Genomic DNA, 15,430 nt, shown 5'->3' on the forward strand with positions numbered 1-15,430 from the left:
TTAATAATTGTATAAATATTCATAAAATTAAATGAAATCTATCCAAACCCCATTCTCAAATCCTCCGTCAGTAAAGTATATTTTGGTGGAATTAGGAAATTGTTAGAGAAGGGGGAACATTCACATGAAAAAGAAAATGAATAAGCTGGCTGGTCTGCTTTTTCTTGTCGGGACGTTGGTAGCTGGCTGTTCTGGAGGTGCGCAGCCGTCTGCTGTGCAACCATCCCAGCAGGAGTCGGGGGCACCCGCGACACCGGCAGCAGATCCGGCATCGCAAGTTTTCCGCGCGAATTTGACGAGTGAGCCTTCCACTGCTGACCCCGGTTTGGCAAAGGATGCGACTTCAGGTGCGGTCGTGCGTGCCACATTTGACGGACTGACGCGTCTGGACAAAGATTCAAAGCCGATGAAATCTATGGCGTCTGACATCAAGGTATCTGACGACAACCGCGTCTATACGTTCACCATCCGGGATGCGAAATGGAGCAATGGCGACCCGGTGACGGCGCACGATTTTGAATTCGCTTGGAAGCGCGTGCTGGACCCGAAGCTGGGGGCGGAATACGCCTATCAGCTGTACTACATCAAGAATGCAGAAAAAGTGCATACCGCAAAAGCGAAGCCTGAGGAATTGGGCGTGAAGGCACTGGATGACAAGACGCTGGAGGTCACCCTCGAGAATCCGACTCCGTTTTTCCTCGAGCTGACGGCATTCTACACCTACTATCCGGTTGACAAAAAGGTAGTGGAAGCCAATCCGAACTGGGCGAATGAAGCGGCGACGCATGTGGGGAATGGACCTTTCAAAATGACGAGCTGGGAGCACAAGAGCAAGATCGTCCTGGAGAAAAACGAAAATTACTGGGAAAAGGACGTCGTGAAGCTGAGCAAGATTGAATTCGCGATGATCGAGGACGACAGCACGGCCCTGTCCATGTTTGAAAATGGAGAGCTCGATTGGGCGGGTCAACCGCTCGGGGGACTTCCTACCGATGCCATTCCGTCTTTGAAGGAATCCGGCAAGCTGGTGGTACATCCAAAAGCGACCATGTACTGGTTTAAGCTGAATACGACGAAGCCGCCACTGAACAACGCCAAGATTCGCAAGGCGCTATCCTATGCAGTGAACCGTCAAGAGATCGTCGATAACATCACGCAGGTCGGGCAAGTGCCGACGATGGGCATGCTGCCGCAATCGATGATCATCAAAAAAGACGGCTACTTCAAGGACAATGACGTCGCGACAGCAAAACAACTGCTGGCAGAGGGACTGCAAGAGCTGGGGATGACCTCGCTCCCTCCGATCACACTTTCGTACAACACGACAGATCGCCACAAGAAGATCGCGGAGGCTTTGCAGGATCAGTGGAAAAAGGGCTTGGGAATTGATGTGAAGCTGGCAAACAAAGAATTCAAGGTACACCTGCAGGATATGCACGAGCTGAACTACGATATCGGGCGAATCGGTTGGAATGCTGACTTTAACGACCCAATCAACTACATGGAAATGTTCCGCGACCAAAATACAGGCAACAACGATACCGGCTGGGAAAACGAGAAATACAAACAACTGCTGCAGCAATCGGCGGTCGCAAAAGATCCGGCAGAGCGCACCAAGCTGTTCGCTGAGGCAGAGCACATTTTCATGGATGAGATGCCATTGATTCCTCTTTTCACAGACGTGGACGTATGGGTACAGAGCGAGAAAGTGAAAGGCGTGCAGGTAGATGGCCTCGGCTTCATCGATTTGAAGTGGGCAGAAATGCTGCCGTAAAGACATGATTACGGGACACTGAACGGCGCACCTCTTGTGCGGTTTCCAAAACAGAATTGTCATCATTTCTGCCAACGACTATTCTTAAGGAAGGCAGAATGTTTTGGAAAAGAAAAGACGCCGCCAGGAGGTGCTCCCAGTGAATGAAGCCGTGAATGAACTGCCAAAAGGTGTCCTTCATTTGGCTGGTAATGACTCTAAATTTTCTCTCATGAGGTACGTTCCTTCGGCGGAGACGGAGTATTTCGTTCAGCATTATTGGATTGTCCGTTGGGATTTACGGGGGAAGGAGCCGTACCACCAGACGGTTATTGCACACCCGAACGTCAATTTGGTATTCGAGGAGAGCAGTACGCGCATCTATGGCGTAGGAAAGTCTACGTCGGTACGTGTGGTGCAGGATCATGGATGGGTGATCGGCATCAAATTCAAGCCCGGCGGCTTTTATCCGTTTCTGGGTGCCCCGGTGTCGAGCCTGACTGATCGTTCTGCCTCATTGGAGGATGTCTTTGGGAGCGAAAGAAGGAGCTGGGAGCGATCTATTTTATCCGCGCCCGATGATCAGTCTATGTTGAGCCGGACAGAAGCATTTTTGTCGGAACGCCTGCCAGAAAAAGATCCGAATGTCTCCCTCGTTCACGAGATGGTCATGGCCTTTCGAGATGACCGGAGCGTGATCAGGGTAGAGGATGCCGTTCGGGTAACGGGAATGAATAAGCGTGCTTTGCAACGACTGTTTGATCGATACGTAGGGGTGAGTCCCAAATCTGTCATCAAGCGGTATCGGCTGCACGAAGCAGCACTTCGCATTGATCAGGGGGAACTTGCCGATTGGCTGGATCTTTCAACGGAGCTGGGGTATTACGATCACTCGCATTTCATCCGCGACTTCAAGTCCGTCGTGGGAATGTCGCCTGAGGAGTATAGACAACAACGAGAAAATCTTACTACGCCAAGCACATAGGCGAGGCAGAAAAAAAAGCAGGGCTTTCCTGAAGGAGCAAATCTCCTGGGGAAGGCCTTGCTTTATTTTTTTGCGAGCAAAATCATTAACCGATGTAGCGGGGGCGCTTGAAACCAGCTTCCTTCGTCGCGATGACCACGATGCCTTCCTCCGGATCCAGCACAGAAGGTCCATTGTGATAAATCACACCTTGGAGAGGAGGAATTTGTCCGTGAACTTTTCTCGCGCGCTGTGCCAAAAGCGAACGCCATACTTGGCGAGAGACGTGTCTGGAAACGGGTCTGACTCGGCCGGCTACTGTCATGTGTGCATGCGCTTTTCGAGAGTTCATGGCAGGGTTCCCCTTTCGAGAATGGTTTCAAAGTAATAAAAGAGATCTTCATTGATGCGAATCAGCTCGTCTGCGATTTCAGGCAGCGCAAGCGAGATGTCTTTGGCCAGCAGATGAATCGTAAAGACGAAAATTTTCGCAACCGTAAAGCTGAGAATCAGCTCTTTTTCATGTCCGTACTTTTTTCCGGTGTACGAAATCACTTTTTGATTGCTTAAGAATGAGTCTACAACATAACTGCGATCTTGTGGGTTACTACCATTGTATTCCAAAAGGTACGTTTTTGCATGGTCTTTTATGGCACCCGAGCAGCCAATTTGCACGAGAGCTTTTCCGTCCTCAGTCAGCTGGAATAGGGTTGTCCCCTTTACGCGAAAATCAGCGAGGGGACTAAATTCATTGTGGAGCGCACCCAGTACCGAATGAATCCGGGGAATCATCCGCTCGCTGGACTCAATCGCCGAGAGCATGAAGCGGGCATGAGATTCCAATGTCAGTACGTATCGCTCGCGTTCTTTTTCCGACACACCCTGCTGGATCGGCCCCAGCTTTTGCAGCTGACGGCGAATGAGATGGCACGCAGAACCGATTTTCGCAGGGAAAAGCTTCAATAGCGTGTCAGGTCGTCGGGTGTAAAGGCAAAGATGGCGAAATCCACTTGTCTGGTCATGCCGATGAGATCGTGCAACGTGACACTGCCTGGCTCGAATACTCCCTGCGGCCATACGATACAGTCGGCATCGTGCTCCAGTGCGTTTTGAATTTCGTAAGCGACGGGGAGACCTTCTACGGAGGAACCGATGAAAATTTCTGGCTTTTGCCGATGGCCCATGCTGCCACTCCTTCCCGGCAACCAATACTTTCCATATGTATTGCTGTTAGTTTAGAGCAAGGAGAGCGGTTTGCATAGATTTTTTGCTGGGAGGGATACTGAAAATGGCAAAGACATTATTTATTTCCCTTTACATAATTTGATGATCGAATAAAACATAATTAAACAAAGTTAAATTCAATTTAATATGACTAAAAATATTGTATATTGTTTTTGTAGCTTGCGGTCGCCCGAATTTTTCTTCTGGTTTTACCGCGTAGGAACTCTAAAGCGAAACCGCTTTCGAAACGCAGGATGCGGTCGCTCACCTTTGAGCATGCCTCAGTTGAGGTTTTTTTACGTACATTAGAGGGGGTCAAAAAACTATGAATAAAAGTGTATTCGCAGCAATGAGCTCGATTCTCGTATTGAGTGCAGCTTTGGCTGGTTGTGGCGGCGGAGATAACAAAGCCGGCGAACAAGGCGGACAAGCTGCCAATGAAGAAAAAACAGGTCCAAAAGTACTCCGTATGAACCTGCACAGTGAACCACCTACAGCGGACCCAGCACTGGCGGAGGATTCTACTTCCGGCGCACTGCTGCGCGCGACTTTTGACGGTCTGACTCGCATTGGTGAAGATGGCAAACCACACGAATCCGTTGCTGAAAAAATCGACGTATCCGAAGATGGCCTGACCTACACCTTCCACCTGCGTGATTCCAAATGGAGCAATGGCGATCCTGTCACTGCAAAAGACTTTGAATTTGCCTGGAAACGCGCTCTGGATCCGAAAACAGCATCCAACTACGCGTACCAGCTCTACTATCTGAAAAATGCTGAGGAATACAACCTGGGCAAAGCAAAAGCAGAAGACGTAGGCGTAAAAGCAGTAGACGAAAAAACGTTGGAAGTGAAGCTGAAAAACCCAACGCCATTTTTCCTCGAGCTGACTGCGTTCTACACATACTACCCAGTGAACCAAAAGGTAGTGGAATCCACTCCAAACTGGGCTGGCGAAGCAAAAACACACGTAGCCAACGGACCATTCAAAATGGAAACGTGGGAGCATAAAAGCAAAGTGGTTCTCGTGAAAAACGAAAACTACTGGGATAAAGATACAGTAAAACTGGACAAAATCGATTTCTCTATGGTAGAGGATGAAAATACAGAGCTGTCCATGTTCGACAACGGTGATCTGGATTGGGCAGGTGCTCCACTGAGCGCACTTCCTACTGATGCCATTCCGGCTCTGAAAGATTCCGGTAAAATGCAAACCGTTCCGATTGCGGGTACGTATATGTACAAATTCAATACGGAAAAAGCACCGTTCAATAATGCTAAAATCCGTAAAGCATTTGCTTATGCGATCAACCGTCAAACCATCATTGACAACGTAACACAAGCAAACCAACAGCCAGCGATGGGGATCGTACCTCCAACCATGGCGGTTACTGACAAGCCTTACTTCAAAGACAACGATGTAGAGGCTGCGAAAAAATTGCTGGAAGAAGGTATGAAAGAAGAAGGCATCACCAAGCTGCCTACCCTGACTCTTTCCTACAATACTTCTGAAGGCCACAAGAAAATTGCAGAAGCGATCCAAGACCAATGGAAAAAAGCATTCGGTGTTGATGTGAAGCTGGAGAACAAAGAGTGGAAAGTATTCCTGGACGACATGCACCAAGGTAACTTCCAGATCGCACGTTCCAGCTGGACGGGTGACTTCAATGACCCGATCAACTTCCTGGAGCTGTTCAAATACAAAAAAGGCGGAAACAACGACACCAACTGGGAAAATCCAAAGTACCAGGAGCTTCTCAACAAATCCGCTCTGGAAAAAGATCCAGAAAAACGCAAGCAAATCCTGGCAGAAGCAGAAACACTGTTCATGGACGAAATGCCTGCTGCACCAATCTACTTCTATACACACTCCTTTGTGAAGAACGACAATGTAAAAGGAGTCGTTGTGGACGGTCTGGGCTTCATCGACTGGAAATGGGCAGACATTCAATAAGAGCATACTGGCGCATGGCGCAAGCGAGAGAAGGGCTGAGAGGCTCTTCTCTTTTTTTGTACAGTAAGAACTTATAAGATTCTTAGCCAGTATAAGTGCAACTAAGGCTCCACCAAAAGCATGGCGGAGCCAAGTTTTCTAACGCGAAAAAACGGCGCGTCAAGACTTAGAAAATCAAGCCCCAGACGCGCCGCTGATCATTTTCTGCTGTTATTTCTCACTCGATACCGAGACTGCGCTTATACGCAAAAATCTCCTCGACGGCTCTCTCATACCCGCCTGCTTCACGGAACGACTTGCCTATTTCTGCACTGGCTCTTCGAATGGAGGTATCCTGAAGCACGCGATCCGCAGCTTCTCTGAGGTTCTCCGCAGTCAGGTCCTCCATATTTAACTGAATACCTGCCCCTACTTCAGTCACGCGCCCGGCCACAATCGGTTGGTCGGAGCCAAGAGGAATGACAATCAGCGGCACGCCGTAGTACAATCCTTCGTTGGCGCTATTCATGCCGCCGTGTGTAATAAACAGTTTGGCGTGCTGCAGAACCTCGAGCTGAGGTACGTAGTCCCAAACGATAAAATTCGCAGGAATGTCTCCTAATTGCTCCAGCTGCGTTTGTTTTCCGATAGATAGCAGGACGGTGTACTTGGTATCGCTGAATGCTGCAAAACAGAGCTTGTAAAAGTCTACGGCTTGATTGAGCACAGTACCGAGTGATATGTAAATCAGATGATCGCTGTTCACATGAGAGAAATCAAAGGGCTCGTGCGGACGAGAAGCAAGAGAAGGGCCAATAAATTTGTACGACTCATTGAAGCTCTCGCCATAGGGCTGAAAATCTTTTGCCGTGTAGACGATTGTCATCGGGGCAGGATTGCAAAATATATCGAACGGGGAACCGACTTGCACGTTGTACTTCGCCTGCACATCATCGACCAGCTGGAGGAATTCTTGTCTCGCACGTTCATTTTCTTCTGCCGAAACATGGCGTGAGAGGGACTCTCGCATACCGTCAAAGACCTCTGGCTGCATGGCAAAGCTTGTACACGAATTGATTGCCGGCAGGTTCAGGATTTGTGCAAGCAGACGTCCACATCCAAACATCGAGTCATGAATGAGGTAATCAAACTGTTGCCCGCGCGTTTGCTCCAGAACACTGGGGATGATGAGATCGGCGGTACGCAGCAGGCCACCTATTCGACCCCAAAAGCTTCGCCCTCCGGCAACGAACGCTTCTATGAATTTACTCACATCAAACGTGATCACTTTTGCGCCAGTTGGCTCCACGAGATCGCGAAAGGGTTCCGCTGTAAAATAAACCACCTCTTCGCCGCGTCGGATCAGCTCTTGGACGACACCGAGGGTTGGGTTGATGTGCCCCTCGGAACCTCCGTTAATAAATAATACGCGTGCCATAGCCATCACCTTTCATGAGCAGCACATATTTTTCGTTATAGGGTACCACAAAGCGGCAACCGATTTAGCAGGAAGCCGCGTTTCTTTTCTCTTCCATTATACACCATGCGCTTTTTGCTGCCGCCAGTGCGTTTTTCGGTGTGGACGGTCTCGGAAGCATGGGTGATAAAGGGGCGTAAAGGGCCATGAGCGCTCTTTTTTGTTTATAATTCAACTTTTTGCTGCCGTGACCATTTGCAATCAATAAATGGTCAGAGTAGACAGAATATATTGTTGATTATTCTTTATAAAAGAATACTTAGCGTGGTAAATAGTTGCAAGGGGTCTGACGAAAATCGAATACAGCAGAAAAACCGCATGAAATCAGCGTTTATTACGGTTTTTATCCAGTAGGAATTTCTTTCCGTTTTATTTTTTCGATAAATTATTTTTTATAATTGATTAACTATCTTTATAAATAAATAAAAATTTATTAAATCAATCTAAAACATGTTTAAAAATAATATAAAAGGATGTATATTGATAAAAGATTTAGAAAAGGGGGATAAATGGCATGAAAAAGAATGTTTTCGTAGCAATGAGTTCCATCCTCGTACTTGGTGCAGCGCTCGCAGGTTGCGGCAGCAGCAACGAAGCAAAACCAGCGGACAACGCTAACCAAGGAAGCGCACCTGCAGCAGAAGCACCTGCAGCTGGTCCTAAAGTATTGAAAATCAACCTGCACTCTGAGCCGCCTACAGCTGACCCTGGTATCGCGGAAGATTCCACTTCCGGTACAATCGTTCGTGCTGCATTTGAAGGTTTGACTCGTGCTGGTGGAGACGGTAAAGTACACGAAGCCGCTGCGGAAAGCTACACCGTTTCCGAAGACGGCAAAACATATACGTTCAAGCTGCGTGATGCAAAATGGAGCAACGGCGATCCTGTAACAGCGAAAGATTTCGAATTCGCATGGAAACGCGCTCTGGATCCAAAAACAGCTTCCAACTATGCTTACCAGCTGTACTACATCAAAAATGGTGAGAAATTCAACAAAGGCGAAGCGAAGATTGAAGATGTTGGCGTAAAAGCGGTAGACGACAAAACATTGGAAGTTACCCTGGAAAACCCAACTCCATTCTTCACGGAGCTGACTGCTTTCTATACGTACTACCCAGTGAACCAAAAAGTAGTGGAAGGCAACGAAAAATGGGCAGCTGAAGCAGCTACTCACGTAGGTAACGGTCCTTTCAAACTGGAAGCTTGGGAGCACAAAAACAAGCTGGTTCTGGCGAAAAACGACAACTACTGGGATAAAGACAATGTAAAAATGGACAAGATCGAATTCTCCATGGTAGAGGACGAGAATACCGAGCTTTCCATGTTTGACAACGGCGAACTCGACTGGGCAGGTGCACCTACCAGCGCATTGCCAACAGATGCGATCCCAGCTCTGAAAGATTCCGGTAAGATGAAAACCCAACCGATCGCGGGTACTTACTGGTACAAATTCAACACCGAAAAAGCTCCATTCAACAACGTGAAAATCCGTAAAGCGTTTACTTTTGCAATCGACCGTCAATCTCTGATCGACAACGTACTGCAAACAGGTCAAATCCCTGCAACTGGTGCTGTACCACCATCCATGGCACTGAAAGCAGACGGCTACTTCAAAGACAACGATCTGGAAACAGCGAAAAAGCTGCTGGAAGAAGGTATGAAAGAAGAAGGCATCACCAAGCTGCCTACTATCACTCTGTCCTACAACACTTCCGAAGCGCACAAAAAGATCGCAGAAGCCATCCAAGACCAATGGAAGAAAAATCTCGGCGTAGACGTGAAGCTCGAAAACAAAGAGTGGAAAGTTTACCTGGAAGACCTGCACCAAGGCAACTTCCAAATCGGTCGTATGGGCTGGTTGGGTGACTTCAACGACCCAATCAACTTCCTGGAGCTGTACAAAGACAAAAAAGGTGGCAACAACGACACCAACTGGGAAAATCCGAAGTACAAAGAGCTCTTGAACCAATCCGCTCTGGAGCAAGATCCAGAAAAGCGTAAAGCAATCCTGGCTCAGGCTGAACAGATCCTGATGGATGATATGCCGATCATGCCAATCTACTTCTACACAGATTCCTGGGTACAAAACGATAAAGTTACCGGTATTGTTATCGATGGTCTCGGTTCTATCGACTACAAAAACGCTGACATCACTCAATAAGAAACGTAAGGACAAAGCCCTGCCTACAAGCGGGGCTTTGTTTTTTTTTATAGGTTTTTTTACAGATTCATGGACAGATGACCAATCCATTAGAAGGCTCCTGACATAGAGTGAAAGGGAACAAACTGTCATTTAAGGGGGATTCGCTATGGATATTGGAAAACTGCTCAGTTTTGTGAAGTCCATCCCAAAGGATAAGCTGAAGACCGATGCTGGCCTGAAGGAAGTGATTCGTGATCTGGGCAAGAAGTCGGGCAAAAATTTTACGGACCAAGAGCTGAACCGCTACGTTGCCCAATTCCGTTCGATGGCGAAGACCGAAAACGTAGGTAGCCTGATGAACAAGCTGTCCAAAAAGGGATTCGACGCAAATGATCTGAACAACCTGAAAAAACGCTTCAAGTAACGGTTAGAAAACTGGGAGGGAGGTGGGACTATCGCAGTCAAGTCGAAAAAGAGACAGAAGCCCGGCGTCTCCCAAAACCATCTGCTAGAGACGATGAACAAGCTGGCTCGTGAGCACAGCAGCACCAACGAGCAAATGATGCGCGAGATGAATCAGGTGCGACAAGAGCTACAGGAAATGAAGAGCACGCTGGGAAAGCTGAGTTCACGCCCAAGCGGCGGCCAAAGACGGGGGAGTATCCTGTTCGGACCGCGCAGGACGGTCACTACTCCAAAGGCAGCGGAAAAAGCGAAGCCCGTATTTGCTCTAGAAGATCTGCTTCCTCTTTTGCCGCATCTGAGCAGCACATTCCCACAACTAAAAAACCCGAAGGTCGCGGATTCGATCAAGGTGCTCTCCAACCCTGCCGTGATGTCCATGATCCAGCAATTCCTGCAAAATGGTGGTCTGAGCATGCTGACGGGCAACAAGCAGGTGGAAACGGTCAGTAGAAGGGAAAGACGCGGTTTGTTCTGGTAAGCCAAAGCCTTGTCGAAAAGGGAGAAACAGAGTCGTGGAAGACTGTCTCGCTGTCGAGTGAAGACGGTCTTTCTCATTTTGTGACGATTTTGGTTCCATTAGCCTATAAACTTTACAGATCAAGTAGCGTCTAATAGAATGGTGAACGTTGCTCAATTCCTGAAGCCAACGAAACCAAACGACATCACGGAGGAGGTCAGGATGAAAAGACGATTGTACCCTCTGCTGCTTTCACTGCTGCTTTTGCTGTGCATCCCAGGGTGGGCTGCGGCAAGCAGTGCCGGGGAGGAGACCGTCAACCTCATGATCGGTGGACAAGCTGTTTCCCCAGAGGTTCCGCCTGAGATTAAAAACGGTCGGACTCTCGTTCCCGTCCGTGTCATCGCTGAAGGGCTTGGTGCGGATGTAGACTGGGACGCAGCTGCTCGAAAGGCAACGATTACGAGGGGAAGCCAAAAACTCACCCTCACTCTCGACTCCAAAACGGCGCAAGTAAACGGCAAACAAGTGAAGCTGGATACGGCACCCGTCATTTCCAAGCAGCGCATGCTTTTGCCCTTGCGTTTTGTAGGCGAGTCACTGGGAGTTACCGTAGGATGGGACAACAGCACTCGCACGGTCATTGCCAATGAAACCCCACAAGTCGAAATCAACGGCAACAAACCAGAGCAAGCGATTAGTCTGTACCAGATGGACGGCACGCTGTACGCCTCTGCACAAGCGGTTGCTGATCAATTGGGGCTGAAAGGCTTTCAATGGGAAAGACCTGAGCGCGGAAAAACCGTTGATGACCAGCTAGTCCTTCCTGTAGAGCAGCTGGAGAAAGAGCTGGGAGGCTCTTTTACCTGGAATGAGAACAAAAATTCACTGGAGATCAAACGCCAAAACCAGATGACGGAAGTCTCCCTGGATGGCGACCTGGTGCGAATCGGCACGTCAAAGCCTATTCGGGCACAATCCTTTGTGCTGGAAGGCCCGAACCGGATCGTACTCGACCTGCCACAAACGACGCTCGATGACGATTTGCAGGATTTGAGCCGTCAAAGTGATGATGGAGTTGTGACAGTAGGAAAAGTGGAAGACCGCGACACAGCTGCATCTGTAGATGAAGATGCAGACGCGGATGAAGATCAGGATGAAGCATTGGATGAAGATTCTGAGCAGTTTACCGAGTCAGAACAAGCTGCCGCTTCGGACGAGCCTGAAGAAAAGCCGTTGATCGCCTCCGTTCGGTACAGTCAGTACAGCCAATCGCCTGACACCGTTCGGGTCGTCATTGAGCTGAACCAGAAGAGTCAGTATAATGTAACGTATACGGATGACGGCCTTGAGGTGAAGCTGACAGCGAAGCCGCAAAAAACGGGCTTCCTGATTGTCGTCGATGCGGGGCACGGCGGTAAAGACCCCGGCTCATTGGGCACATACGGCAACCACGAGAAGGATTATACATTGTCCGTCTCCAATAAGGTCGTAGAGCTTCTCAAGCAGTATAAGGAATTTCAAGTGGTTCCCGTTCGTACGACAGATGTTTTTTACGAGCTGTCTGAGCGTGTCGCTATCGCAAACGAGCAAAATGCCGACCTGTTCCTGTCGATCCACGCTAATGCTTTCCCAAAACCGACGGCAGGTGGTACGGAGACTTTCTACTATAATGCGAACAGCAAGACCTTTGCCCAAGTCGTGCACAAGCATCTGCAGGGGGCAACCGGGTTTACTGACCGGGGGTACAAGCCATCAGGCTATTACGTGATTAAAAATACGAAGATGCCCGCTGTTTTGACAGAGACAGGCTTCCTCTCCAACCCAACAGAAAATGCGAAGCTGACCAACCCTGCCTTCCAGGATAAGATTGCGCAGGCACTTGTAGCAGCTATTCGAGAATATTATTTGTCTTACCAGTAAGGGAGGCTTTCGATGAAACGTCGTCATATGATTTGGGTGGCAGTTCTGGCCACTGCGCTCGTCGCAGGTTGCGGTCAAAAGGCGGAGCCAGCGCCACAGCCAACTGGCGCCGAACAGTCCTCCGGCTCGAATCAAACGCCAACGACTAACGAGCCGAAGCTGACCAAACAAAGTATTTCCGCTTACTATTCCGATAATAATTTGATGGAATTGCAAGAGGAGAAGCAGGAAATTACCTTTGCCGAAGATATCGAGAAGTATAAAAAAACGATCGAGCTGTTGGCAAAGCCTCAAAAACCGGACGAGCATGTCTCGCTCTGGTCTGACTTCCACTATCACTCGGTTACCTTTGATAAGGGAACCTTGACGATCGATGCGGACAGCAAGAACCAGTACAATCTGGGCTCGAGCGGCGAATCCATGGCACTCGATGCTTTGAAGCAAGCTTTGTTTCAATTCGATGAAGTCGAGCGCATCGTGATTTTGGAAGACGGAAAAAAGGTGGATTCCTTGATGGGTCATGTGGATGTTACCGAACCGCTGACTCGGGATCACTAAATAGAAGACGCATAGCAAAGCGGCACAGCCATTTTCATCGGGCTGTGCCGCTTTTTGTTATGCGAGCAGGCGATCAGGTAGTTTCGCGATCGCCGACCAAGTACCTGATGGCGTAGATCCCCGCCAGTCCAACGAGGGTGTAGACGATACGGCTCGGCAGTGTACTTGCACCGCCGAAGAGCGTGGCTATCAGATCGATTTGAAAAAGACCGAAGATCCCCCAATTGAGTGCGCCGATTATGACAAGCAGCAAGACAAATTTGTTCATACTCGGTCTACCTCCAGTAAAAATGTCATTTGTCCAAGAAGGCTTCATCTTTAAAAAAGCTTAACAATCGCAACACAAAACAACAACATTCGACCTGTATAGTTTGTACTTGTAAGAGAGAAAAAAACAAACAGATCCCTTTAAGGAGGATTTTCATCCAATGAAAAAACTCAGCAAAATGTTTATGGCATTCACATTTGTGGGCGCGCTGCTCGCAGGCTGTGGAAGTAACAATGCTGCACCAGCTCCAGCTCCAGCACAACAACCGGCTGCAGAACAACCAGCTACACCAGCACCGGATGCTAACTCGGGTTCTACTACAACATCTCCCGGTGAACCGGTAACAGCTGTCGGTTCTACCGCTTTGCAGCCTTTGGTTGAGCAAACGGCCAAGGACTATATGGCGAAGAATCAAGGCGTACAAATTCAAGTACAAGGCGGAGGCAGCGGTACAGGTCTGAGCCAAGTGGCAAGCGGTGCTGCAACGATCGGTAACTCCGACATCTTCGCGGAAGAAAAATCAGGAATTCCAGCAAACGAGCTGGTCGACCATAAAGTGGCAGTTGTAGGTATGGCTGCAGCTGTTAGCCCAAAAGTGAAAGTAGACAACTTGACGAAGCAACAGTTGATCGACATCTTCACAGGCAAAATCACCAACTGGAAAGAAGTTGGCGGGGATGACATGAAAATCACCCTGGTAAATCGTCCGAAATCCTCCGGTACTCGTGCGACCTTCAACAAGTTTGCTATGGACGGAAAAGAAGAAGCTGAAGGCATTACCGAGGATTCTTCGGGTACAGTACGCAAAATCATTGCGGAAACACCTGGCGCAATCGGCTACCTGGCACTCTCCTACTTCAATGACACGGTAAAAGCTTTGAAACTCGATGGCGTAGAGGCAAATGCAGAAAACATTGCGACAAACAAGTATCCAGTATGGGCTTATGAGCACATGTACACGAAAGGCGAACCAACTGGCAATGCAAAAGCTTTCCTCGAGTACATCCTGTCTGATGAAGTTCAAAAGAAAACCATTACCGATCTGGGCTTCCTGCCAATCACTGACATGAAAGTAGAACGTGCTGCAGAAGGTAAAGTAACACAAAAATAAGCTTCATGACCGCATGATAAAAGCAAAATAGAGGGGTGGGGGGGCGCTTACCCCTCATTTTGCTTGTACAGTAAAATTTTTACAATTTAACTGCAACTAAGGCTCCACCACAAAGCTTGGAGGAGCCAAGTTTTCTAAAGTGGTTTTTCTAGGGAGGGAGATTATGAACCGTCGTAGTGAAGGGTCAACGATCATCGTAGATAAAAAGGTCGTGAATGGCAAAAAGTCTGACAGCGAGCGTCAATCTCTGATAGCGAGAAAAATGCTGACGTACAACAAACGCCAGCTTACAGAGAATGTAACCGGTAGGACCGTGGCTATGGTATGTGCGGCTTTGCTGGTCATTGTTGTCTTGTCGATCACCTATTTCATTGCTTCCAAAGGACTTTCCACGTTCTTTGTGAATGGAGTAAGCATCAGTGAATTTTTGACAAAAGTAAAATGGGATCCAGAGGGCGAACCGGCCATATTCGGAGTGTTTCCTTTCATCTTAGGCTCGTTCCTGGTTACTACGCTTGCGGCGATTATCGCTGCTCCACTGGGTATCGGAGCCGCAATTTTCATGACAGAGATTTTCCCGAACTTCGGTAAAAAGGTGCTGAAGCCTGTTATCGAGCTTCTGGTAGGTATTCCTTCCGTTGTCTACGGTTATGTTGGACTTAGCTTGCTTGTCCCATTCATTCGAGAACAGTTTGACGTACTGGGCTTCAGCCTTCTGGCGGGGGGACTGGTACTGGCATTGATGATTCTTCCTACGATTACGAGTGTAGCGACTGATGCGATCGAGGCAGTACCACAGGATTTGCGGAATGCGTCCTTGGCTTTGGGAGCTACTCGTTGGCAAACGATTTGGAATGTAGTTTTGCATTCCTCCCTGCCTGGCTGCTTGACTGCGGTGGTATTGGGGATGGCTCGTGCTTTTGGGGAAGCGCTGGCCGTACAGATGGTCATTGGTAATACGACAAAGCTCCCAGGAGGTCTCCTGGACCCAATCAGCACACTGACAAGTGGAATTACGCTGAACATGGGGAACACGATCCAAGGAACTCCTTACAACAACGCGCTCTGGTCAATGGCTTTGCTGCTTCTCGCGATGTCCTTTATCTTCATCATGATCCTCAGACTTCTCGGTAGAAAAAGGGCGGTGAAATAAA

Annotated in this window: 15 protein-coding genes; 10 read left to right on the plus strand and 5 right to left on the minus strand. The window is 48.5% G+C overall.

Annotated features, from left to right (window positions below; all coding sequences use genetic code 11):
• The first annotated feature begins 124 nt into the window (after positions 1-124).
• Both ACLIN2_RS02715 and ACLIN2_RS02720 read left to right on the plus strand, forming a co-directional pair.
• A complete protein-coding gene (locus ACLIN2_RS02715) occupies positions 125-1,774 on the plus strand; it encodes a peptide ABC transporter substrate-binding protein (protein ID WP_411503173.1) in 1,650 nt (549 codons plus the stop codon).
• A gap of 139 nt (positions 1,775-1,913) precedes the next feature.
• Positions 1,914-2,738: a DUF6597 domain-containing transcriptional factor gene (locus ACLIN2_RS02720; RefSeq protein ID WP_411503174.1), complete on the plus strand. Its 825-nt coding sequence runs from the start codon at positions 1,914-1,916 to the stop codon at positions 2,736-2,738.
• An 85-nt stretch (positions 2,739-2,823) separates the two neighbouring features.
• On the opposite strand, the gene ACLIN2_RS02725 is transcribed toward ACLIN2_RS02720, so the two are convergent.
• The 3 genes from ACLIN2_RS02725 to ACLIN2_RS02735 are packed head-to-tail and all read right to left on the minus strand — an operon-like array spanning position 2,824 to position 3,901.
• Positions 2,824-3,069, minus strand: a complete 246-nt coding sequence (locus ACLIN2_RS02725; protein ID WP_092270847.1) for a hypothetical protein — start codon at positions 3,067-3,069, stop codon at positions 2,824-2,826.
• The gene (locus tag ACLIN2_RS02730; protein ID WP_411503175.1) at positions 3,066-3,680 is read right to left on the minus strand and encodes a hypothetical protein; all 615 of its coding nucleotides are present in this window, start codon (positions 3,678-3,680) and stop codon (positions 3,066-3,068) included. Before ACLIN2_RS02730 ends, ACLIN2_RS02725 begins: the two co-directional genes overlap by 4 nt.
• Entirely contained in the window at positions 3,677-3,901 is a 225-nt protein-coding gene (locus tag ACLIN2_RS02735) for a TIR domain-containing protein (protein ID WP_092270853.1), read from the minus strand. Before ACLIN2_RS02735 ends, ACLIN2_RS02730 begins: the two co-directional genes overlap by 4 nt.
• A gap of 365 nt (positions 3,902-4,266) precedes the next feature.
• On the opposite strand from ACLIN2_RS02735, the gene ACLIN2_RS02740 reads away from it, so the two are divergent.
• The gene (locus ACLIN2_RS02740) at positions 4,267-5,895 is read left to right on the plus strand and encodes a peptide ABC transporter substrate-binding protein (protein WP_122960111.1); all 1,629 of its coding nucleotides are present in this window, start codon (positions 4,267-4,269) and stop codon (positions 5,893-5,895) included.
• Positions 5,896-6,112: 217 nt separating this feature from the next.
• Here ACLIN2_RS02740 and ACLIN2_RS02745 read toward each other — a convergent pair whose 3' ends face one another.
• Positions 6,113-7,312: a macrolide family glycosyltransferase gene (locus ACLIN2_RS02745; RefSeq protein ID WP_411503176.1), complete on the minus strand. Its 1,200-nt coding sequence runs from the start codon at positions 7,310-7,312 to the stop codon at positions 6,113-6,115.
• 553 nt (positions 7,313-7,865) lie between these two features.
• Between ACLIN2_RS02745 and ACLIN2_RS02750 the strand changes: the two genes are divergently transcribed.
• The 5 genes from ACLIN2_RS02750 to ACLIN2_RS02770 all read left to right on the plus strand — a co-directional run bounded on the left by ACLIN2_RS02750 (position 7,866) and on the right by ACLIN2_RS02770 (position 12,897).
• Positions 7,866-9,512 carry a peptide ABC transporter substrate-binding protein gene (locus ACLIN2_RS02750; protein WP_400586868.1) on the plus strand — a complete coding sequence of 549 codons (1,647 nt, stop codon included), beginning with the start codon at positions 7,866-7,868 and terminating at the stop codon, positions 9,510-9,512.
• A gap of 148 nt (positions 9,513-9,660) precedes the next feature.
• Complete coding sequence (locus tag ACLIN2_RS02755) at positions 9,661-9,918, plus strand: hypothetical protein (RefSeq protein ID WP_122960114.1); 258 nt, start codon at positions 9,661-9,663, stop codon at positions 9,916-9,918.
• 93 nt (positions 9,919-10,011) lie between these two features.
• Positions 10,012-10,437, plus strand: a complete 426-nt coding sequence (locus ACLIN2_RS02760) for a hypothetical protein (RefSeq protein ID WP_092270867.1) — start codon at positions 10,012-10,014, stop codon at positions 10,435-10,437.
• A gap of 201 nt (positions 10,438-10,638) precedes the next feature.
• Positions 10,639-12,339, plus strand: coding sequence for an N-acetylmuramoyl-L-alanine amidase (locus ACLIN2_RS02765; RefSeq protein WP_411503177.1), 1,701 nt, complete (start codon positions 10,639-10,641; stop codon positions 12,337-12,339).
• A 12-nt stretch (positions 12,340-12,351) separates the two neighbouring features.
• The gene (locus ACLIN2_RS02770; protein ID WP_092270872.1) at positions 12,352-12,897 is read left to right on the plus strand and encodes a GerMN domain-containing protein; all 546 of its coding nucleotides are present in this window, start codon (positions 12,352-12,354) and stop codon (positions 12,895-12,897) included.
• A 73-nt stretch (positions 12,898-12,970) separates the two neighbouring features.
• Here ACLIN2_RS02770 and ACLIN2_RS02775 read toward each other — a convergent pair whose 3' ends face one another.
• A complete protein-coding gene (locus ACLIN2_RS02775; protein WP_327932412.1) occupies positions 12,971-13,165 on the minus strand; it encodes a DUF378 domain-containing protein in 195 nt (64 codons plus the stop codon).
• Between the two features lie 160 nt (positions 13,166-13,325).
• On the opposite strand from ACLIN2_RS02775, the gene ACLIN2_RS02780 reads away from it, so the two are divergent.
• Together ACLIN2_RS02780 and pstC are read left to right on the plus strand one after the other, a co-directional pair.
• Positions 13,326-14,276, plus strand: coding sequence for a phosphate ABC transporter substrate-binding protein (locus tag ACLIN2_RS02780; protein WP_411503178.1), 951 nt, complete (start codon positions 13,326-13,328; stop codon positions 14,274-14,276).
• Between the two features lie 262 nt (positions 14,277-14,538).
• Positions 14,539-15,429, plus strand: coding sequence for a phosphate ABC transporter permease subunit PstC (gene pstC, locus ACLIN2_RS02785; protein WP_092271058.1), 891 nt, complete (start codon positions 14,539-14,541; stop codon positions 15,427-15,429).
• Position 15,430: the final 1 nt, after the last annotated feature.

Source organism: Brevibacillus centrosporus, assembly GCF_046622605.1.
Taxonomy (GTDB): domain Bacteria; phylum Bacillota; class Bacilli; order Brevibacillales; family Brevibacillaceae; genus Brevibacillus; species Brevibacillus centrosporus.

Bases quoted from the DNA above. Each gene is read 5' to 3' on its own strand.
- ACLIN2_RS02780 (WP_411503178.1), top strand. From the start codon at position 13,326: ATGAAAAAACTCAGCAAAATGTTTATGGCATTCACATTTGTGGGCGCG.
- ACLIN2_RS02775 (WP_327932412.1), bottom strand. From the start codon at position 13,165: ATGAACAAATTTGTCTTGCTGCTTGTCATAATCGGCGCACTCAATTGG.
- ACLIN2_RS02745 (WP_411503176.1), bottom strand. From the start codon at position 7,312: ATGGCACGCGTATTATTTATTAACGGAGGTTCCGAGGGGCACATCAAC.
- ACLIN2_RS02760 (WP_092270867.1), top strand. From the start codon at position 10,012: ATGAACAAGCTGGCTCGTGAGCACAGCAGCACCAACGAGCAAATGATG.
- ACLIN2_RS02765 (WP_411503177.1), top strand. From the start codon at position 10,639: ATGAAAAGACGATTGTACCCTCTGCTGCTTTCACTGCTGCTTTTGCTG.
- ACLIN2_RS02755 (WP_122960114.1), top strand. From the start codon at position 9,661: ATGGATATTGGAAAACTGCTCAGTTTTGTGAAGTCCATCCCAAAGGAT.
- ACLIN2_RS02750 (WP_400586868.1), top strand. From the start codon at position 7,866: ATGAAAAAGAATGTTTTCGTAGCAATGAGTTCCATCCTCGTACTTGGT.
- ACLIN2_RS02735 (WP_092270853.1), bottom strand. From the start codon at position 3,901: ATGGGCCATCGGCAAAAGCCAGAAATTTTCATCGGTTCCTCCGTAGAA.
- ACLIN2_RS02715 (WP_411503173.1), top strand. From the start codon at position 125: ATGAAAAAGAAAATGAATAAGCTGGCTGGTCTGCTTTTTCTTGTCGGG.
- pstC (WP_092271058.1), top strand. From the start codon at position 14,539: ATGCTGACGTACAACAAACGCCAGCTTACAGAGAATGTAACCGGTAGG.
- ACLIN2_RS02740 (WP_122960111.1), top strand. From the start codon at position 4,267: ATGAATAAAAGTGTATTCGCAGCAATGAGCTCGATTCTCGTATTGAGT.
- ACLIN2_RS02725 (WP_092270847.1), bottom strand. From the start codon at position 3,069: ATGAACTCTCGAAAAGCGCATGCACACATGACAGTAGCCGGCCGAGTC.
- ACLIN2_RS02770 (WP_092270872.1), top strand. From the start codon at position 12,352: ATGAAACGTCGTCATATGATTTGGGTGGCAGTTCTGGCCACTGCGCTC.